The following is a 20,196-nucleotide window of genomic DNA, read 5'->3' as shown; positions in this document are numbered from 1 at the left end:
TGTAACTAACTACGCGCAATGACAGCTGCTTACACAAACATTCCCACCGCATTCTTGCTCGGTAGCGCGGTCTTGCCGGTCAGCAGCAAATCCACTTGCCGGGCGGCTTCGCGGCCTTCCGAGATTGCCCAGACGACCAGCGACTGGCCACGGCGCATGTCGCCGGCCACAAAGACGTTGGGCTGGCTCGTGACGAAGGTTTTGTCGTCGGCCAGCACGTTGCCGCGCGGGTCGAGGTCGATTTCCAGCTCGTTCAGCAGGCCGTCCACGCGGGGGCCGGTGAAGCCCAGGGCCAGCAGCACGCGCTGGCAGGGAATTTCGCGGTCGGAATCGGGCACCTCCTCGAAGCGGATGCGGCGGCCCAGCACGTCGGTTTCCCAGGTCACGTCGCTCACGCGCAGGGCGCGGAGCCGGCCGGCCTCATCGGCCAGGAATTCTTTGGTATTGATACCCCAGTAGCGCTGGCAGCCTTCTTCGTGCGAGGTGCTGCTGCGGAAAATGTGCGGCTCCAGCGGCCAGGGCGTGTGGGCGGGGCGCTCGGCGCCGGGCTGGTGCATGAGGGCAAACTGCGTGACGGAGCGGGCCCGCTGGCGGTTGGCCGTGCCCACGCAGTCGGAGCCCGTGTCGCCGCTGCCGATGACCACCACGTCCTCGCCCTCCACCCAGATGGGCGCGTCGGGCAGCTCTAACTCGCTCACGTGGCGGTTGTGCTGGGTAAGGTAGTCCATGGCGAAGTGGATGCCCGGCAGCTCCCGGCCGGGAATGTGCAGGTCGCGCGGCACGCTGGCGCCGCCGGCCAGCACCACGGCGTGGAAGTCGCGGGTGAGCTGGGCAAAAGGCAGGTCGCGGCCGATTTCGGTGTTGCAGCGGAAGCTGATGCCGTCCTCCTTCAGCAGGTCGATGCGGCGGTCGATGACCCACTTATCCAGCTTGAAATCGGGGATGCCGTAGCGAAGCAGGCCGCCGGGCCGGTCGTCGCGCTCGAACACCGTGACGGTGTGGCCGGCCCGCGCCAGCTGCGCCGCCGCCGCCAGCCCGGCCGGGCCGGAGCCCACCACCGCCACCGTTTTGCCCGATTTCAGGACCGGGGCCATAGGCTGCACGTAGCCCTTCGCAAAGGCAATTTCAATGATGTGCTTCTCGATTTCCTCAATGGCCACCGGGCTGCTGTGGATGCTGAGCACGCACGCCGCCTCGCACGGCGCGGGGCAGATGCGGCCGGTGAACTCCGGAAAGTTGTTGGTGGCGCTGAGAATCTGGTAGGCATCCTCCCATTTCTCCGCCCGCACGGCGTCGTTGAATTCGGGGATGATGTTGCCCAGTGGGCAGCCCGAGTGGCAGAACGGAATGCCGCAATTCATGCAGCGGGCCGCCTGTTGGGTGAGCTGCCCTTCGGAGTAAGTGCCGACGAATTCGTGGTTGTGGGCCACGCGCTCCTGCGGCACGGCCTTGGGCGGCAGCTCGCGGGCGAATTCTTTGAAACCGGTGGGATTAGGCATGGGTCGTTGGTTTGTCTGAACGATTGTAGAGACGCGACACTTCGCGTCTCGTCGTTGCTGATGTTAGTTAATTTGGTGCAGGTATGGGCGTGCAACGCGAGTCGTTCAACGACGAGACGCGAAGTGTCGCGTCTCTACAATCGTTCAGCCAACCGTCGCGTACCGCGCCTTCGCCAGCACCTTCTTGTATTCGCTCGGAAACACCTTTACGAACTTCCCGGCTTCCTCCTGCCAGTTCCCCAGCAGAAACGCCGCAACCTGGCTGCCCGTTAGCTCCACGTGCTTCCGCAGCAGCTCTTGAATCTGGTCCTCGTCATCGGCATCGAGCGGGTCTAGCTCCACCATTTCGGGGTTGCAGTTCTGCGGGAACGTGCCATTGGGGTCGTAGACCCAGGCGATGCCGCCGCTCATGCCGGCGGCGAAGTTGCGGCCCGTTTGGCCCAGGATGAGGGCGCGGCCGCCGGTCATGTACTCGCAGCCGTGGTCGCCTACGCCTTCCACTACAGCCGTCGCGCCGGAGTTGCGGACGGCGAACCGCTCGCCGGCCTGCCCGCGCACGAACAGCGCGCCGGAGGTGGCCCCGTACAGCGCCACGTTGCCGATAATTATGTTTTGCTCGGGTACGAAATGCGCGGCGAGGGAGGGGAAGATGGCCAGCTGCGCCCCGCTCAGGCCCTTGCCCACGTAGTCGTTGGCCTCGCCTTCGAGTGCGAAGGACAGTCCCTTCACGCTGAACGCGCCGAAGCTCTGTCCCGCCGAGCCGCGGAAACGGTAGTTGATGGTATTGTCGGGCAGGCCGGCGGCGTGGTAGCGCTTGGCAATCTCGTTGGAAAGCAGCGTGCCAATGGTGCGGTCGATATTTTGCACCTCGAACTCGGCGAAAACAGGCGTCTGCTCATTCAGGGCCGGCTGGGCGTGTTCCAGCAGCTGCCAGTCGAGGATGTGGGCCAGGCCGTGGTCCTGCGCTTCGCTCTGATACAAGGTGCCGCCGGAAATATTGGCGGCCGGATGTAGCATGTCGCTTAGGTCCAGATGGCGGGCTTTCCAATGGGTGATGCCTTCGCGCACTTTCAGGAATTCGGGGCGGCCCACCATCTCATTTATCGTGCGGAAACCCAGCTCGGCCATGATTTCGCGCAGCTCCTCGGCCAGGAAACGGAAGAGGTTCACGACGTGCTCGGGCTGGCCGGTGAAGAGCTTGCGCAGCTCGGGGTCTTGGGTGGCCACACCCACGGGGCAGGTGTTGAGGTGGCATTTGCGCATCATCACGCAGCCGCCGGCCACCAGCGCGGCCGTGGCCACGCCCCATTCTTCGGCCCCCAAAAGCGCGGCCACGGCCAAGTCGCGGCCGGTTTTGAGCTGGCCGTCGGCTTGCAGCACCACGCGGCTGCGGAGCTGGTTGCGCACCAGGGTTTGGTGGGCTTCGGCCAGGCCGAGCTCCCAGGGCAGGCCAGCGTGTTTGATGGAGCTGATGGGCGACGCGCCCGTACCGCCGTCGTAGCCGGCTATGAGAATCACGTCGGCGTGGGCCTTGGCGACGCCGGCCGCGATGGTGCCCACGCCCGCCTTGCTCACCAGCTTCACGTTGATGCGGGCGGCGCGGTTGGCGTTTTTCAGGTCGAAGATGAGTTGGGCCAGGTCTTCGATGGAGTAGATGTCGTGGTGGGGCGGGGGCGAAATCAGGCCCACGCCGGGCGTGGCGTGGCGCACCTTGGCAATCCACTCGTCCACCTTGTGGCCGGGGAGCTGGCCGCCCTCGCCGGGCTTGGCGCCCTGGGCCATCTTGATTTGCAACTCGTCGGCGTTGGTGAGGTAGTGGGCCGTGACGCCGAAGCGCGCCGAGGCCACCTGCTTGATGGCCGAGCGCATGGAGTCGCCGTTGGGCATCTGTTCGTAGCGCAGCGGGTCCTCGCCGCCCTCGCCGGTGTTGCTCTTGCCGCCGATGCGGTTCATGGCAATGGCCAGCGTGCTGTGCGCCTCGTGCGAAATCGAACCAAACGACATGGCCCCGGTCGCAAACCGTCGCATGATGCCCTCGGCTGGCTCTACTTCCTCCAGCGCAATCGGGTCGCGGTGGTGGGCAAACTCCAGCAGGCCGCGCAGCGTGAACATGCGCTCCGGCTGTTCGTTAATCAGCTTCGCATACCGCTGGTAGGTGGCGTAATTGTTGGTGCGCGTCGCCAGTTGCAGCAGGTGCACGGTTTCGGGGTTGAACATGTGCGCCTCGCCGCGCCGCCGCCAGTGGTAGAGGCCGCCGTCGGGCAGCAAAGTCTGCTCCTCGGGCGTGGTGCTTTTGAAGCCCTGGAAGTGCTTGTACAGCGTTTCGCGGGCTATTTCATCCAGCCCCAGCCCACCAATGCGCGTGACCGCCCCGCAGAAATGAGCGTCCACCACGGCTTGGTTCAGCCCCAGAATCTCGAACACCTGCGCGCCGTGGTAGCTCTGCAAAGTCGAAATTCCCATCTTCGAGAAAATCTTCAGCAGGCCGTCGCACACGGCTTTGATGTAGTTGTAATTCAGCTGCTCATGGTCGAGCGTGGTATTGAACTGGTCCGCCTCGTGCATGGTCCGGATGGTGGCCAGCGCCAGGTAGGGGTTGATGGCGGTGGCCCCGAACGACAGCAAACAGGCGAAATGGTGCACTTCCCACACGTCGCCGGCCTCCACTACCAGGCCCACCGTGCCCCGGCAGCCAAGCTTAATGAGGTGGTGATGCACGGCCGAAACAGCCAGCAGCGACGGGATGGGCGCGTGCAGCGAATCCACGCCGCGGTCCGACAAAATCAGGACTTCGTAGCCGTCATTCACCGCATCTTCGGCGTAGCGGCAGAGGCGGGCGAGGCCGCGTTCGAGCGCGCCGGGCTGCTCGTCGGCCTTGAAGTAGGTCAGCAAGGTCTTGGCGTTGAACAAGCCCGTATCAATGCTGCGCAGCTTCTCCAGCTCCAGATTGCTCAAGATGGGCTGGCGCAGGGCTACACAGTGGCAGTGGTGCTTGTCCTCGTCCAGAATGTTGCCGTTGTTGCCCAGGAAAGTGGCTAGGCTCATCACCAGCCGCTCCCGGATGGGGTCGATGGGCGGGTTCGTGACCTGCGCGAAAAACTGCTTGAAGTAGCTGCTCAGGTGTTGCGGCTGGTCGGAAAGCACCGCCAGCGGCACGTCCACGCCCATCGAGCCGATGGGCTCCTTGCCCTCCAAGGCCATGGGCGTGATGAGTACGTCGATGTCCTCGCGGGTGTAGCCGAACACCTGGTGGTACTTAAAAACAGAGTCTGCCGCCAGCTCCGTGAACACCTGGCGCGGCTCGGGCAATTCCTCCAGCCGAATCTGGTACTCGTTCAGCCACGCGCCGTAGGGCTGGCGGCCGGCGGCCTGGGCCTTCAATTCTTCATCGGTGATGATGCGGCCGGCTACGGTGTCGACCAACAGCATTTTGCCGGGCTGGAGGCGGCCTTTCTGCACCACGGTGGCGGGGTCGATGCCGAGCACGCCAGCTTCGGAGGCCACCAGCACGCGGCCGTCGGTGGTTTCGAGGTAGCGCAGGGGGCGCAGGCCATTGCGGTCGAGCATTGCTCCAATCAGCTTGCCATCAGTAAAAAGCAGGGCCGCCGGGCCGTCCCAGGGCTCCATAAACGTGGCGTGGAACTCGTAGAAGGCCTTTTTGAGCGGGTCCATCTGGGTGTTGCCATCCCAGGCTTCAGGCACCAGCATCATCATCACGTGCGGCAGCGGGCGGCCCGAGTGCAGCAGGATTTCCACCACGTTATCGAGGCAGGCCGAATCCGACTGCCCGGCATCGACTACCGGCAGCAGCATGTCCATTTCCTCGGCCGAGAAGTAGGGCGACACGTAGCTGCGCAAGCCCGCATAAAACCAGTTCAGATTGCCCCGCAGCGTGTTAATCTCCCCATTATGCGCCAGAAACCGGAACGGCTGGGCCAGCTTCCAGCTGGGAAACGTGTTGGTCGAAAACCGCGAATGCACCAGCCCGAACGCCGACGTCACCCGCTCGTCGCTGAGGTCGGGGAAGTAACCGCGCACCTGGTAGGTGGTGAGCTGGCCTTTGTACACGATGGTTTTGCACGAGAGCGAGGCGAAGTAGAACACGTCCATCGCGGCCGTCACCGTTTCGCGCACCGTCTTGAAAATCAGGCGGCGCAGCACGTACAGCTTGCGCTCGAAATCATCCGGATTTGTAATGCCCGCTGGCCGCCCAAAAAACACCTGTTCCATCACCGGCTCGGCCGCCAGCGCCGTGGTACCGATGCCGGTCGGGTTCACCGGCACGGGCCGGTAGCCCAGCATCGGGAACCCCAGCCGCGCGGCGGCCCCGTTGATGACCTCGCGGCAGGCTTCGCGCAGCTTTTCGTCCTTGGGCAAATAGGCAAAGCCCACGCCATAGCTACCCGGCTCGGGCAGGCGGATATTCAGGGCCACGCACTCTTCCAGCAGGAACCAGTGCGGAATCTGAATGAGCAGGCCGGCCCCGTCGCCGGAGTCGGAATCGCAGCCGCAGGCGCCGCGGTGCTCCATGTTTTCCAGCATGGTCAGCGCGTCGGTGATGGTCTGATGGGTCTTGCGGCCGTTGAGGTAGGTGATGAAACCGGTCCCGCAGGCATCGTGCTCAAATTCGGGGCGGTACAGGCCCTGGGCGGCGTTGGGATTCATACAGAAACAGGCACAAAATGAAGACTTTACCCGCGCCAGCAACTGGCGCGGAAAAGTAAGTTACAGCCCAAGTCGCAGGAATTTTAGTACCAACTGAAAAATTCGGATTACATTTTCATGAAATTACCTTTTGACCCCAGATGAAAAGGCCTCAAACGTTTGGGGATATTTTTTCTGACAGAATGACTATCAAATGCAAGGCCTGCTGCCCATTTTATTCGCTTCCATAGCCGGAATGGGTCATGCATTTGAACCCGACCACTTGTTGGCCGTGGGCAACCTCATTTCCCGCCGTGATACCCTGACCGAAGCCCTGCGCGACGGCATCTACTGGGGCCTGGGCCACACCACTACGCTGGTCGTGGCAGGCGCTATCATTCTGCTGGGCCGCGTCACCTTCCTCACCTCCGGGTATTTCGAGGCGGCTGTGGGCCTGATGCTCATCGTGATGGGCATTAGCCGGTTGCTTGACCAAAGCAAGCCCCCCGCCAAGGTGCGCCCTGGCGTGGCCCCCTCCCGCGCCGCCTACGCTGTGGGCCTGCTCCACGGCCTGGCCGGCAGCGGCGCTCTGGTGCTGCTGGTGATGAGCGAAATCCGCGACCCGTGGCTGAGCGTGGGCTACTTCGCGGTGTTCGGCACGGGCTCCATTCTGGGCATGTTCATCGTGGCCGGGCTGTGTAGCGTGCCGTTCACCAAGCGCATGAAAATCAGCCGGACGCTGAAAACGGCCACGGTTACGCTTTCTTCGCTGGTCTGTATTCTGTATGGTGGCTGGATGATTTACGGGAATGTGCGATGGTGACATTCAGAACGATTGTAGAGACGCGACACTTCGCGTCTCCCCGTTGAACGACCGGAACCACGCCGCCAGCCCAGCCATAACAACATCAGCAACGACGAGACGCGAAGTGTCGCGTCTCTACAATCGTCCGATGAATCCATGCACCTCTCCCCCAAAGACCTCGACAAGCTCGTTCTCCACCAGGCCGGTTTCGTGGCGCAGAAGCGCTACGCCCGTGGCCTGCTCCTGAACTACCCCGAAGCCCTGGCCCTCATCGCCACGCAGCTGCTGGAGTTCATCCGCGACGGCGAGCGGGTGGCCGTGCTCATGGACAAGGGCAAGCAGCTGCTGGGCCTGGCCGACGTGCTGCCCGGCGTGGCCGACATGCTCCACGAAGTCCAAATCGAAGGCACCTTCCCCGACGGCACTAAGCTCGTGACCGTGCACCACCCCATCTGCCGCGAAACCGGCGATGCCGCCCTGGCCCTCTACGGCTCCGGCCTCCGCAAATCCCCGGCCCCCGGCACCGCGCCCGCCCACGCCGGCCACCCCCAGCCCGGCGAATACCAGCTGCACCCGGCCGAAATCATCCTCAACGAAAGCCGCGCCACGGTGGACGTGGACGTCGTGAACATGGGCGACCGGCCCGTGCAGGTCGGCTCGCACTATCCCTTCTTCGAAACCAACGCGGCGCTGCACTTCGACCGCGCCGCCGCCTACGGTTTCCGCCTCAACATCCCGGCCGGCACGGCGGTGCGCTTCGAGCCCGGCGAGCGCAAGCGCGTGCGCCTGGTGGCCCTGGCCGGCGAGCGCACCGTGTACGGCGGCAATGGGCTGATTGATGGGAAGCTGGATGAAGCTGGAAAGAAGCAGCAGGCGCTGGAGAAACTGAAGTAACCCAAAGCTGATTTATGAAATACTTTTTTCTCGTCTTTACCCTGCTATACAGCACAATCGCCTTGTGTCAAGTGCAGATAACAGGGACAATTATGGATAAAGAAACAGGAAAGTCTATGCCTGGATTATATCTATATGTACATAAAGATTACGACAAATGGATTGACATAAATCAAACTGATGCCCAAGGCAATTTTGTAGGAATAATAAAAGCTGATGAGCTAAGTAGTAAGTCTAAATATCAAATTTTCATAAATGAAAAAGGCTATGAGCAGATTAATTATGAAGTAGATATTAATAATCATGAGCCCGTTACAATTCAATTAATTCGCCGAAAACCCGGGCCCCTAATTTGGGACTGTGGCACTCCAAGCTTTGGGTTCTATGCTCCTCAAGTATCCAATAGCCTCTCTGATTTACCTGATTTTATTCAAAAAAAGCTGGCCGCCTATCTAATTGATAGACTAGGAAGTGACTATTATTCACGCACGCAATTCTCTGGAGGGCGCGTTGTTGATATCAATAGATTGCATAATGTTGAGCCCAATTCGCTGAATTATCAATGGACCGTTCACAACTACTATTTATGCTTTGCTATTGCCGATACCCTTGGTGGTTCGATGGCAATGGATAGCACCGGAAGAGTAACGGTAGAGCTAGGATTTCCAGCAATAGGCCATGATGCGTCTAAAGCAAAAGTCATTACTAAGAACGAAGCAATAAAAATTGCCAAGCGCAACAAGAGTTACAAAAGAAGAAAAACGACTATTGCCTTTGGGTATGACAATAAGAATGATTGTTTCCAATGGACGTTCAGAAATTGTACATACAAAGGCGTCAATGTCGGCTGTAACATCCTGCATATCGCAGCGCATACAGGCCAAGTACTTAGAACATCCAGAACAGCGGGGAAACGCTCGTTTTATCGTTGATAGCAATACTTAAAGCCGTTTTCATGTCCCTCCCCATCTCCCGTCGCGCGTATGCCGACATGTACGGCCCCACCACCGGCGACCGGGTGCGCCTCGGCGATACCGGCCTGCTGATTGAAGTTGAACGCGACTACTGCGTGTACGGCGAGGAATGCAAATTCGGCGGCGGTAAGGTGCTGCGCGACGGCATGGGCCAGGCCGCCGGCATCGGGCCGGCCGATGCGCTGGATTTGGTTGTCACCAACGCGCTGGTGGTCGATTATACCGGCATTTTCAAGGCCGACATCGGCATCAAGGGCGGGCGCATCGTGGGCATCGGCAAGGCCGGCAACCCGCACCTCATGCCCGGCGTCACGCCCGGCATGGTGGTGGGCGTCACCACCGAAGTCATTGCCGGCGAAGGCCAGCTGCTCACCGCCGGCGGCATCGACTGCCACATCCATTTCATCAGCCCCCAGCAGATTCCCGAGGCGCTGGCTTCGGGCGTGACCACCATGATTGGGGGCGGCACCGGGCCGGCGGCCGGCACCAACGCCACCACCTGCACGCCCGGCGCGTTCTACCTCGAAACCATGCTGAAGGCCACCGAGGCCTACCCGCTCAACTTCGGCTTCCTGGGCAAGGGCAATGCCTCCAAGCCCGAGGGGCTGCGCGAGCAAGCCGAGGCCGGGGCGCTGGGCTTCAAGCTGCACGAGGACTGGGGCACCACGCCGGCGGCCATCGACATGTGCCTGACCATTGCCGAGGAATACGATGTGCAGGTCTGCATCCACACCGATACGCTGAACGAGAGCGGCTTCGTAGAAACCAGCACGGCCGCGTTCAAGGGCCGCACCATCCATTCCTACCACACCGAAGGCGCGGGCGGCGGCCACGCGCCCGACATCATCAAAATCTGCGGCGAGCCCAACGTCATCCCGTCGAGCACCAACCCCACGCGGCCCTTCACGGTGAACACCATCGACGAGCACCTCGACATGCTCATGGTCTGCCACCACCTCGACCGCAACATCCCCGAAGACGTGGCCTTCGCCGAAAGCCGCATCCGGGGCGAAACCATCGCCGCCGAAGACATCCTGCACGATATGGGCGCGCTCAGCATCATCAGCTCCGATTCGCAGGCCATGGGCCGGGTGGGCGAGGTCATCACCCGGACCTGGCAAACGGCCCACAAAATGAAGCAACAGCGCGGCCCCCTGCCCGAAGACGCCGCCAGCGGCCAGGCCGACAATTTCCGCGTGCGCCGCTACGTGGCCAAGTACACCATCAACCCGGCCCGCGCCCACGGCATCGCGCACGAAGTCGGCTCCGTCGAAATCGGCAAGCTGGCCGATTTGGTGCTCTGGAAACCCGCCTTTTTCGGCGCCCGCCCCGAGATGATTCTCAAAGGCGGCATCATCGCCCAATCCCAGATGGGCGACGCCAACGCCTCCATTCCCACGCCGCAGCCCTCGTTCTCGCGCCCCATGTTCGGCGCGCTGGGCGGGGCCATCGGCAAGAGCTCGATGGTGTTCGTGTCGGGTGCTTCTGTTGAAAGAGTGCGGGCGGATTATGGCCTGACGAAGCAGGTAGTGGCCGTAAAAAACTGCCGGAATATTGGCAAGAAGGACATGGCCTTAAACGACTATTTGCCCAATATTTCCGTCGACCCCGAGACGTACCGCGTGATGGTGGACGGCGTGCACCTGACCTGCGAGCCGGCCGAGGTGCTGCCGCTGGCGCAGCTGTATAATTTGTTTTAAAGAGGTGTAGAGACGCATAATTGCGTCTCGTCGTCCGCGCCGTTCGCACATCCTCGTTCAACGACGAGACGCAATTATGCGTCTCTACATCGCCCGCATGCAATTCGCCCGCCTCCTGCACCTCGTCGATTCGGCCATTCCCACCGGCTCATTCGCCTATTCTTATGGCTTGGAAAGCAGCATCACCTTCGGGCTGGTAAATACGCCGTTTGCCCTGCGGAATTACCTGTATTCCTACTTGCAGCAAGCCGGCAGCGCCGAATTGCCCTTCATCCATTCCACCTTCCATCTCACCGAAAAAATCTTCGAATTTCAAACCATCGCCGAAGAATACGACGCGCAATTGCTCGTCCCCAGCCTCTACAAAGCCAGCGCCGTGCAGGGCCGCAACTGGCTGAAACTGCTAGCCACCTTCTACCCGGAAGCGGCTTTGGAAACCATTACCCAATGGTTCAACAAGCAAAATATTCCGCCGCATTTCACACTGGTGTTCACGCTGGCACTACAGCGGGTGGGCTTCGAGTTAAAAGAATTACAGGCCATGTACCTGCACATGCTGCTGCGCGACCAGCTCAGCGCCGCCATTCGCCTTGGGTTTCTGGGGCCGTTGGAGGGCCACCAGCTGCAGCACGATTATTATGCGGTGTTCGAGCATGTGCTGATGGCGCAGGCGGGGAGGGGGTATGGCGAGGCCACCCGCTCGGCGTTTCTGCTCGATGCGGCGCAGGTGCTGCATCATGATATTTATTCCAAACTGTTTCAGAACTAATAAATTTCCCATGCCCCAGCCTAATAAATACGACCGAATAGCAGCGTCAATACTCACGACAAATCTGGTTATGCTGAGTGCCTTCAATTATTTTACAGCTACCGGCGTATTCGGGGTTCAGAATAAGTATTTTGGCTTTGGTTCATTATTATTCATTGGAGTTTGCTTGCTTTTGCACTACTACTTTATAAGCAAGGGGTATCAATGGGCAAGGATTTTATACATCGTGATGTACGCTTTATCAATACTCTTTCTAATTTTAGATTACAGAAAAATCATGGCTAAACAGTTCGGTAGTTTCTACCAATCAGTTGCTTATCTATCACAATGGATATTGAGTATTGCGCCAACGTATTTCGTGCTAATGAGCATGAAAACTTATCATCAGTCCAAGCGCCTTAAATCCTAGCAAATGGCTTTTGTCGAAAAACTCGCCCTGCTCCTCCACGGCCACCAGCACGAAGCATACGAGTCGCCCGGCGACTTCAACGAGCGCGAAACGCGGCGGCTGCCCAGCTACCGCAACTTCCGCAAGCGCGCCTTCACCGTGGGCATCGGCGGGCCGGTGGGCACTGGCAAGACGGCACTGCTGAAGGCGCTGTGCGAGCGGCTGCGCCACGAGTTCGAGCTGGGCGTAGTCACCAACGATATTTTCACCCGCGAAGACGCCGAGTTCCTCATCCGCCACAGCGCTTTGGATGAAAACCGCATCGTGGGCGTGGAAACCGGCGGCTGCCCGCACGCCGCCATCCGGGAGGACATTTCCCTGAACATGGACGCCCTCGAAGGCCTCATGCAGCGCTTCGATTATGGCTTGGATTACCTGTTTGTCGAAAGTGGCGGCGACAACCTTGCCGCCCACTTCAGCCGCGAGCTGGTCGACTATTCCATCTACGTCATCGACGTGTCGGGCGGCGACAAAATTCCGCGCAAGGGCGGCCCCGGCATCACGCAGTCCGATTTGCTCATCATCAACAAAATCGACCTCAAAGATTTAATAAAAGCTGATTTGGGCGTGATGGAGCGGGACTCGAAGAAGATGCGCGGCGAAGGGCCGTTCCTGTTTGCCCGCGCCATCGATGGGCACGGGCTGGATGAGATTATCAACCACATCAAAGCCGCAAAAGCCCGCGCGCTGGCTGCCGTGCGCGAGGACCGGCGCTAGTATTTCCGCGCCAGCGGGTTGTATCCCAGCAGCTCCTCGTCGGCCAGCGCCGCTAGAATCTGCTCGCACAGCGGCTGCAGGGCCATGCGGCTGTGTGCGGCGGCCCGTAGCACCCACACATTTTCCCGCGCCCGGGCCACCGAAATCATGCAATCTTGGCTGCTGATGTTGAAATGCGGCCCCGTGCTGCCCGGCATTTTTTGCCGCGCCAGCATTTCGCCCAGTTTCTGAAATCGGGCATCGTCGGGACTGCCCACCAGAAACACCGAAAAGAAGGTCTGATACCCGGCGAAATTGGCCGGCGAGGTGGCAATGTTTTCCCTCGGGGTGAACGCAAACCGGTCTAAGACCACCAGCCGACCGGCTACCCGGATGCGCAGTTCCGAGTGCAGCGACGTAAACGCAAACCGTTCGCCCTGGTCCATGCGGCCCGAGTGGAACCAGTCGACGAGCAGCAGGAGGGAGGTGGGCTGCAGGTGCCACTCCTGCCGCTGGCGGTAGCGGCTTTCGGCTTGCAGCACCACCGGGTCGGGGAAAATGACGGCCAGCGCGTTTTCGCCCAACTCGCCCACGGTGTGCTGCTCGGCCACCGCTCCGTCGATAGAGCGGAAAACCCGGGTGCTGGCCTGCGTGCTGAGAACCAGCCGCGCCCCGGCTCGGACCGAAATGCGCAGCCGGATAACATCGCCCGCCACCAGGCCGCCGCCGTAGCTGCTCAGCACCACGTGGCCGGCACCGCCCGGCGCGGTGGGCTGTAGCAGTTTCAGGGGTTGGATGTTTTTGCAAGTCACCAGCCGCGACTTGCCACGTACTGCGGCCACTTCCAGCGTGCTCCATTCAGGGGCCGGCGCGAGAGCCAGAGCCACGGCCGGAGCAGCGGGTTGAGGAAGCAGGGGAGCGGAGCGGGGCATTGGCACGGCCCGCTAAGTACGGACCGGATGCCGGCTTGCCAAGCCGGCGCCAATCGAAAATGTTGGCATGTTGGGGCCGCCGGCGGCAAGCCCCGGGGGCTGCCCACAATACCCGCCCCGGGGCTCGCGTTTCAAAACGCCGCGGCACCTGTATTTTAGGGACTTTCCGTGCGAAGCTCATGCAGAACTATTACCGCGTATTGGGCGTGGGCCTCACGGCTACGGCCCAGGAAATTGAGAAAGCCTACCTGCGCCAGCGCACCCGCCTCAAGCGCCTGGCTGCCGCCGACCGCGCCATGAAAGCCCGTCTGGCCGAAGTCGAAACCGGCTACGACATCCTCGGCAATTCCCGCCGCCGCGTGGCCTACGACCTGCTGCTGGCCCAGGAGCCGCCCGTGCCGGCCTCAGCCGCCCAGCGCGCCGACGAGCGCATGGCCGGCTGGGCCGTGTGGGCCCGCCGCTTCAATGCCGCCGTGCTGGGCTGCTGCCTGCTGCTGGGCCTCGACTGGGCCCTGCCCTTGCGCCACTACCGGCACGAAACCGTGCGGAGCCGCTTCCCCGTGTCGGTGTCGGCCTCGCTCTCCAGCCCTCAGCTGGCCTACCGGGTGCACACCGAGCACACCACGTTTCGGCTCCCCAGCGCCATTGGCTACCGGGTGCGCGAGGACCAACGCATCGACGTGTGGCAAACGCCGCTCCTGGGCGTGGTGAGCAAGGTGAGCGCCCCCGACTCGCCCGACGGGCCAGCTCCCTTTCAGCCCTACGGCGGTACCATCTACGGCACGTTCTTCCTGCTGCCGCTGCTGCTGGCCGCCGTGGCGGGCGTGGGCGTGTGGCCCGGTCACTTGGCCGAAACTTACGTGAACACGGCAGCCGTGGGCGGGTTGTTAGCCATCCTCACCCTGGTAGTCCTGCTGTGGTTTTGAGGCAGGATGCGGAAAATGCCCAGTGCATGGCAACCCGGCGAAACTCCTCAGGCGGCCAGCCGTTACCGCATACCACGTTCTTTTGCGCCCTCATTGTTTCCTGCCCTCTCCATGGATTTTACTTCCTCCCGCCCCGAAGATTTGCTGTTTGATGCCGCGCGCCGCGGCGACGTGGCGACCCTGCACGAGCTGCTGGCCACGGGCCTCGACGTGAACCTGGCCAACAGCAAAGGCTTCACGGCCCTCATCCTGGCGGCATACGACGACCACTACGATGCCACCAAATTCCTGCTCAACGCCGGCGCCGACCCCAACCGGCAAGACGTGACCGGCAATACGGCCCTGATGGGCGTCAGCTTCAAGGGCTACGCCGACGTGGCCCGCCTGCTCATCGAGCGCGGTGCCAACCTCGACCTGCAAAACGGCAACGGCGGCACGGCCCTCATGTTTGCCACCCTGTTTGGCCGCAACGAGCTGGTGCGCCTTCTGGTGGCCGCTGGCGCCAACAAAGACATCAAAGACGTGCGCGGCCTCACCGCCCTGGCCCTGGCCGGGCAGCAGGGCAACGAAGAAGCCTGGGCTGCGCTGGGCGGCGCCCCGGCCGAGGCCTAGCCTTTGCGGCCCACGCACTGCCCCCGCACCGCCTCCAGCCGCTTCACTAGGGCGGCCACTTCTTGCTCGCTGCCGGTGTGGAGCGCAAGCGTGATGGTGGCGGCAATGCCCGACGGCGCCTTGCCGTCGGCGCCGTCGCGGCGCTTCACCACAAGGTCGTAGTAGCGGCGGCCGCCTTCGTCCTCCTTCGCCGCATAGGTCACAGTGCCCACTTCGGCCCACTCCTGGGCCAGGGTGAGCTCCATTTCCACGTTTTCGTTGCTTTTGAAGCCCCAACTGCTGCCGTTTTTGCTGTTGCTCACGGCAATGTTGGTGGTGCTGGCGTGGTCGGGCGTGCGGTACTTCCGAATGGTTTGGCGGAAGCCACAGCCGGCCAGCGACACCCGCACTTTGGTGTGCTCGTCCGGGCTGGTGGGGTCTGCCAGCAGTTGGTTGAGCCGGGCGGTGAGGGCCTTCACCTCGGCCGCGGGAGCCTGAGCACGGGCTGCGCTGCCCACAAGGAGCGCGCCCGCCAGAAAGAGCATCGATTTGAGCATGTGCAGAAAGGTGAAGCGTGCAAGAAAGGGCGGTAGCTCCGGCCCCACACGGGTAGGGCCGGTACCACAGCGCGAGATGCGCGCCCGGGGGAACCGGTTGCCCAGTGCTACAAAAAAGTGGTGCACCATCCGTTGGCTTTTCCACGACATCAGGCCACCAATTGTAGGAGGCCTGACCCTGTAGCATCATAAGGGGCGATTGGTATAGTTATATTGTAACTGTGATTGATTTTATCGGTGGCAAATATTTTTATTCTTAGAATGTCAGCCTGCGAATTGCTAAAGTATAATTGCGTTATTTGTAGCCTAATACATTGTAAATAAAACCAGTAAAGCCACTGCTGTTGAATTGCGCTGCTTAAAATGCTAAGTTGTTTTTTTAGAGCATATTAAAGCGGCTTGCAGAAAGTGGCTGAGCTTTTTAGATGGCCGACGCTTGGTATACGGCTATTTGATTTATAATTTCGGAAGGGCCGTCAAGTAGTGGCCCGGCCGGAGTGTTAGCAACAAACGATTGTTGCCAGACACCATGTTTTCTCTTCCTTTTAAACCCAAATCCCACCCTGCTATGATGTTCATTACTACCTTATTTATGTTTGGCCAGGTGCTCATGGCCCGCCCGCAGCTTGCCTTGGCTCACTCTGCCGAAACTTCGGCTCACGTCTCGACGCCTGCTGCCACCATCAGTGGCCACGTGGTGACGGACGCGGAAACGCCCCTGCCGGGCGTGGTGGTAACGGTGCAGGGCACCCCCCACGTCACCAGTACCAATGCCACCGGCGATTTTCTGCTGCCGCTGACCGATACCAAATCCGTGCTGGTGTTCAAGTGCCAGGGCTACCGCGACCAGACCGTGGCGGTGTCGGCCACCCAGCCGCTCACGGTAAAAATGTACGCCCTCAGCCGTGCGGCTACGCCCGGTAGCTCCGCTGCTTCGGGGGCAGAGACGGGCGGCAAATCCGAGGTGCTCACCTATTCGGAGGTGCCGCCCACGTTTCCGGGCGGCGACGCGGCCTACCGCAAGTTTGTGAGCCAAAACGCGCATTACCCCGAAACCGCCTTGGCCAAAGGCCTGTCGGGCACGGTGTTCGTCAGCTTTGTGGTAGACGAGGAAGGGCGCATCACCGACGCGCAAGTGGTGCGCGGCTGCGGCAACGGTTTCGACGAGGAAGCCCTGCGCGTCATCCGCCTCATGCCCTGGTGGAACCCCGGCCGCGTAGCCGGCGACGCCGTGCGAGTATCCAAAACCATGGCTGTGCCATTTGTATTCCGGGAGCGGCCCTAGTTTGGTGCTTCTAATTGGGATAGAAAAGTCCAACGGGGCCGGCGCAAGCTGGCTCCGTTGCGTTGGGCGGTGGTAAAGCTGGGCCTGCGGGAAATTCCTCAGGCCAGCCACACCGCGCCCAGGGCCAGCAGGGCCGGCACCGTTTGCACCCACAGGATGCGCCGGCCGGCCGTGGCCGCGCCATACAGCCCCGCCACCGCCACGCAGCCCAGAAAAAAGCTGGCTACGTAGCGGTGCCAGGCCGGGTCCGCTATTAGCAGGGCCCACACCAGGCCGGCGGCCAGGAAGCCGTTGTAGAGCCCCTGGTTGGCGGCCAGCACTTTGGTGGGCGCGAATAGCTCGGGCCGCAGGGAGCGGAAGGTTTTGTGGCCCCGGGTGGTCCAGGCAAACATTTCCAGCCACAGGATATAGAAGTGGATGGCGGCCACCACGCCGATGAGAAGTTGGCTGAGCAGGGGCATGGCAACGGGCGCGAAGGAAGGATAAGCAGCGGAAGACCCGCAGCAACTTACTCAACTTTCAGCCGCTGCCCGAGCCCGTGCTAGTGCTGCACCTGCACGGAGTAGGCGGGGCCGGGGCCGTGGGGGCCCAGCAGGCGCAGCGTGTAGAGGCCGGCGGGCAGGGCGGAGGTATCGAAGCGAACCTCGGCCGCGGCGGCGGGCAGGGGCTGGGTGGCCACAGCCCGGCCCTGCAGGTTGTAGAGCGTGGCCTGGCTGGCCCCCGCCGCGCCGCGGTGCCGCAGCGTGAACTGGTGTTGGGCCGGGTTGGGGAACAGGTCGGCACGGGCGTTGTCGTCGTCGTCATCATCCCCGCCGCAGCCGTGGCCGCCGGGGCGGCTGCCGTAGCGGGCCAGGTAGCTTTCGGTGAACGGGGAGGTGAGGCCAATGCCCCCGAAGAGGCAGCTGCCCGTGAAAACCCCCGTGGTGTAAACGTTCGCGCGCGCATCGAGGGCCAGGCCCGCGCCCGAGCTGGTGCCCGGTCCGCCCACCAACACCTGCTGCTGCATCCGGCCGCTGGGGCTGAGGCGGGCCAGGAAAGATTGATTGGTGCCCTGGGAGGTGAAGTTCATCATGCCCGAAGCGTAGCAGCTGCGGGTGCGGGCGTCTACGGCCAGCGCGCTCACCACGTCGTAATTGACGCCGCCGATGGCCACGGCCCAGTCCAGGGAGCCGTCGGGGTCGTAGCGGGCCACAAAGCCGTCGTCGCTGCCCGCACTGGTGAGCATGCGGGGGCCGAACGTGGCCGTGCCCGCGAAGCGGCCGCCCAGGTACACGTCGCCCTGGGCATCGGTGGCCAGGGCGTGGCCATCGCCCGTGCCGGGCGTGGTCTGGGCCCAGTCCAGGTGCCCGGTGCCGGCATCGAACCGGGCCAGGTAGAGGGTGCCGGTCAGGTTTGACAAGGCGATGCCATCCAGTTCCCACCCCCCCACGCCGGTGCCGCTGATGTAGCAATGGCCGGCGTTGTCGAGGGCCACGCCGCCAGCGGCGCTTTCGCTGATGCCGGGCGTTTGAATAGGGGAGGCCTGTAGCACGCGCGCCCACCGCAGCTGCCCCTGCCGGTTGTAGCTGGCCAGAAAGCCCTGGTTGCGGCGGGCGCCGAAGGCGAGCGTGCCAAACGTGACATTCGGCCCGTTTACCCGGCCGCTGATGTAGCTGTTGCCCTGCTGGTCCACGGCTACGTCGGCCCCGTAGCTGTTGCCGTACGTGCCGCTGCTGCCGCCGTCGGCCTGCCGCACCCAGCTCACCCGGCCGTGGGGGTCGCATTTCACCAGCAAAATGTTGTAGCCGCCCACCTCGAAGGGCAGCGGGAGGCGGCCGGTGGTTTGCTGGCCGCCGTTGTAGGTGAGCGTGCCGAAAAAGGCCCCGGTCAGGAACGTGTTGCCGGCCGCATCGGCCGCTATGGCGTAGGGAATGACGTCGGTGGCCCCCTCCAGCTTGGTGACGCGCAGCACCTGCCCGGCGGGGCTGAGCTTGGCCACGAACAGGCACATGCCCGGCCGGGCGCTGGCGATGGTGGTGGTGCCCACCTGCGTCGAGCCCGTGAAGCGGCCCGTGATGTAGGCGTTGCCGGCCGCGTCGGTGGCCACGTCCATCACCGCGTTGATGTCGGTGGCGGGCTGCACAAACGTCCAGGTAGAGGGCTGGGCAAGGGCCCGCAGGCTGCCCACTAGCAGGAGCACGAGAAGGCCTGGTAAGAGCTTTTTCATAACCGTAAGGGATAAAATGAAACAATACTGCCGCAGCCCCGGAACCGCCGGCCCACCACCCCAACCAACCTCATGCACGACCGCCACCTTCCAACCTCAACCCTGCCAGCTTGGCCGGGCGCCGCGCTCCGAAGCGTAGCACCAAGGTAATGGTTAATGATATAAAATAAGTATAGTTACTATTGAATTTTTGCTAAGCCCGAGCGTTTCGGGTGCCACCGCGCGGCAGCAGAAGCGCTTCGCAGCCAAAAAAAATGACCCCGGCCAGCGGGGGCGGGCCGGGGCCGAAGCGCCGGAGGCCGGCCCACCCCCTATGCCGGCCCCGCGGTTTCGACGCGCGCCGGCGCGGGGCGTTGTGTTGCCCCCGCACGTACCGGCTGGCCCCTGCATCGGTGCCCCCGACGGGGTAGCGCCCGGCCGCCATCGGCCGCGCGCCACCCGGGGCAGTGGCCAGGCAACCCAGGCCTCGCTCGAAGTGCACCAGGCAATTCATCGCCCTAATAAAAAAGCGGCCCGGAGGTGTCTCCGGGCCGCTTTCTCTTGGGAGGCAGCGGGGGCTATGCGCCGGCGGGCTTTGGCGCGGCGGCGTCGCCGCCTAGACGGAACAGGTTCAGGGTGGCCTTGTCTTCGGCAAATAGCAGCTTGGCGGCGGCGCTGGCTTCCTGGCCGTAGCCGTAGGCGTGGTTTTGCACGGTCACGTAGTGGTCGCGGCCTTCGGTGTTGGTGCCTTTTCTCATTTCCTGGTCGGTGTTGGCGGCGGTCAGCTCTTCGGCCAGGGTGCCCAGCGCGGCCAACTGGGCGGCGGTGTAGCCTTTGGCAGCCAGGGCGGCGTGGTCGCGGGTGGCGGCGGCGAAGGCGGTTTGCAGCAGGGTGCGCATCTTGTCGTGGCTATCGCGGGCGGCATCGTAGGTGTTGCGGCCGTAGGCGGCCATGCGGCCCGCGTTGTGGGGGAAGGCGCGGCCCACGTAGTAAAACAGGGTTTGGGCGGCGCGCTGGGCGCGCACCATCACGTCTTCTACTTCGGCGGTGTCTTCCTTCAGCTCGCCGGCGCGCACGGTGTGGTCGGGGGTGGTGTCGGCCAGGTCGAGGGCGGCCAGCCATTCGGTGCCAAAATCCGCGTCAAAGTCGGGGTTGAACGCCTGGAACTTGGCTTGGTGGGTGAGGTAGTGGCCGTGCATGGTGCGCATGTTCTGGCGCATGGCCGCATCGGGTTGGGAGTAGTGTCTAACTACATCGGTAGGGGTAGGCATGTGGTTGGAAATGAAAGGTG

16 protein-coding genes are annotated in these 20,196 nt (G+C 62.5%); 9 read left to right on the top strand and 7 right to left on the bottom strand.

Annotated features, from left to right (window positions below; translation table 11 throughout):
- Window positions 1-29 precede the first annotated feature (29 nt).
- Window positions 30-1,499 carry a glutamate synthase subunit beta gene (locus IC234_RS18855; protein WP_190927706.1) on the bottom strand — a complete coding sequence of 490 codons (1,470 nt, stop codon included), beginning with the start codon at window positions 1,497-1,499 and terminating at the stop codon, window positions 30-32.
- A 144-nt stretch (window positions 1,500-1,643) separates the two neighbouring features.
- Complete coding sequence (gltB, locus tag IC234_RS18850) at window positions 1,644-6,164, bottom strand: glutamate synthase large subunit (RefSeq protein WP_190927704.1); 4,521 nt, start codon at window positions 6,162-6,164, stop codon at window positions 1,644-1,646.
- A 271-nt stretch (window positions 6,165-6,435) separates the two neighbouring features.
- Here gltB and IC234_RS18845 point away from each other — a divergent pair, with 271 nt between their 5' ends.
- The 6 genes from IC234_RS18845 (at window position 6,436) to ureG (ending at window position 12,450) form a co-directional block, all read left to right on the top strand.
- Window positions 6,436-6,966, top strand: coding sequence for an urease accessory protein (locus IC234_RS18845; RefSeq protein ID WP_190927702.1), 531 nt, complete (start codon window positions 6,436-6,438; stop codon window positions 6,964-6,966).
- 138 nt (window positions 6,967-7,104) lie between these two features.
- On the top strand, window positions 7,105-7,842 hold the full coding sequence (locus IC234_RS18840) for an urease subunit beta (RefSeq protein WP_190927700.1): 738 nt from the start codon (window positions 7,105-7,107) through the stop codon (window positions 7,840-7,842).
- Window positions 7,843-7,856: 14 nt separating this feature from the next.
- Window positions 7,857-8,774 carry a hypothetical protein gene (locus tag IC234_RS18835; RefSeq protein WP_190927698.1) on the top strand — a complete coding sequence of 306 codons (918 nt, stop codon included), beginning with the start codon at window positions 7,857-7,859 and terminating at the stop codon, window positions 8,772-8,774.
- A gap of 23 nt (window positions 8,775-8,797) precedes the next feature.
- On the top strand, window positions 8,798-10,516 hold the full coding sequence (ureC, locus tag IC234_RS18830; protein WP_190927696.1) for an urease subunit alpha: 1,719 nt from the start codon (window positions 8,798-8,800) through the stop codon (window positions 10,514-10,516).
- Window positions 10,517-10,592: 76 nt separating this feature from the next.
- The gene (locus tag IC234_RS18825; protein WP_190927693.1) at window positions 10,593-11,285 is read left to right on the top strand and encodes an urease accessory protein UreF; all 693 of its coding nucleotides are present in this window, start codon (window positions 10,593-10,595) and stop codon (window positions 11,283-11,285) included.
- Between the two features lie 412 nt (window positions 11,286-11,697).
- Window positions 11,698-12,450, top strand: a complete 753-nt coding sequence (gene ureG / locus IC234_RS18820; protein ID WP_190927691.1) for an urease accessory protein UreG — start codon at window positions 11,698-11,700, stop codon at window positions 12,448-12,450.
- Here ureG and IC234_RS18815 read toward each other — a convergent pair.
- A complete protein-coding gene (locus IC234_RS18815; protein WP_190927689.1) occupies window positions 12,447-13,316 on the bottom strand; it encodes an urease accessory protein UreD in 870 nt (289 codons plus the stop codon). The two genes, ureG and IC234_RS18815, sit on opposite strands and share 4 nt — an antisense overlap.
- 224 nt (window positions 13,317-13,540) lie before the next feature.
- Here IC234_RS18815 and IC234_RS18810 point away from each other — a divergent pair, with 224 nt between their 5' ends.
- Window positions 13,541-14,287, top strand: coding sequence for a J domain-containing protein (locus tag IC234_RS18810; protein ID WP_190927687.1), 747 nt, complete (start codon window positions 13,541-13,543; stop codon window positions 14,285-14,287).
- Window positions 14,288-14,398: 111 nt separating this feature from the next.
- Entirely contained in the window at window positions 14,399-14,899 is a 501-nt protein-coding gene (locus IC234_RS18805) for an ankyrin repeat domain-containing protein (protein WP_190927684.1), read from the top strand.
- On the opposite strand, the gene IC234_RS18800 is transcribed toward IC234_RS18805, so the two are convergent.
- Window positions 14,896-15,435 carry a hypothetical protein gene (locus IC234_RS18800; protein ID WP_190927682.1) on the bottom strand — a complete coding sequence of 180 codons (540 nt, stop codon included), beginning with the start codon at window positions 15,433-15,435 and terminating at the stop codon, window positions 14,896-14,898. The genes IC234_RS18805 and IC234_RS18800 overlap by 4 nt on opposite strands.
- A 568-nt stretch (window positions 15,436-16,003) precedes the next feature.
- Between IC234_RS18800 and IC234_RS18795 the strand changes: the two genes are divergently transcribed.
- On the top strand, window positions 16,004-16,720 hold the full coding sequence (locus IC234_RS18795; RefSeq protein ID WP_190927680.1) for a TonB family protein: 717 nt from the start codon (window positions 16,004-16,006) through the stop codon (window positions 16,718-16,720).
- A 98-nt stretch (window positions 16,721-16,818) separates the two neighbouring features.
- On the opposite strand, the gene IC234_RS18790 is transcribed toward IC234_RS18795, so the two are convergent.
- The 3 genes from IC234_RS18790 to IC234_RS22080 form a co-directional block, all read right to left on the bottom strand.
- Window positions 16,819-17,181: a DUF1304 domain-containing protein gene (locus IC234_RS18790; protein WP_190927676.1), complete on the bottom strand. Its 363-nt coding sequence runs from the start codon at window positions 17,179-17,181 to the stop codon at window positions 16,819-16,821.
- A gap of 80 nt (window positions 17,182-17,261) precedes the next feature.
- Window positions 17,262-18,926 (bottom strand): T9SS type A sorting domain-containing protein, encoded by a 1,665-nt coding sequence (locus tag IC234_RS18785; RefSeq protein WP_190927673.1) that lies wholly within the window; start codon window positions 18,924-18,926, stop codon window positions 17,262-17,264.
- Window positions 18,927-19,483: 557 nt separating this feature from the next.
- Entirely contained in the window at window positions 19,484-20,176 is a 693-nt protein-coding gene (locus IC234_RS22080; RefSeq protein WP_190927671.1) for a hypothetical protein, read from the bottom strand.
- Window positions 20,177-20,196: the final 20 nt, after the last annotated feature.

The sequence above is a fragment of the Hymenobacter armeniacus genome (assembly GCF_014699055.1).
Classification (GTDB): Bacteria; Bacteroidota; Bacteroidia; order Cytophagales; family Hymenobacteraceae; genus Hymenobacter; species Hymenobacter armeniacus.
This window is presented reverse-complemented; position numbering and strand designations above follow the sequence as displayed.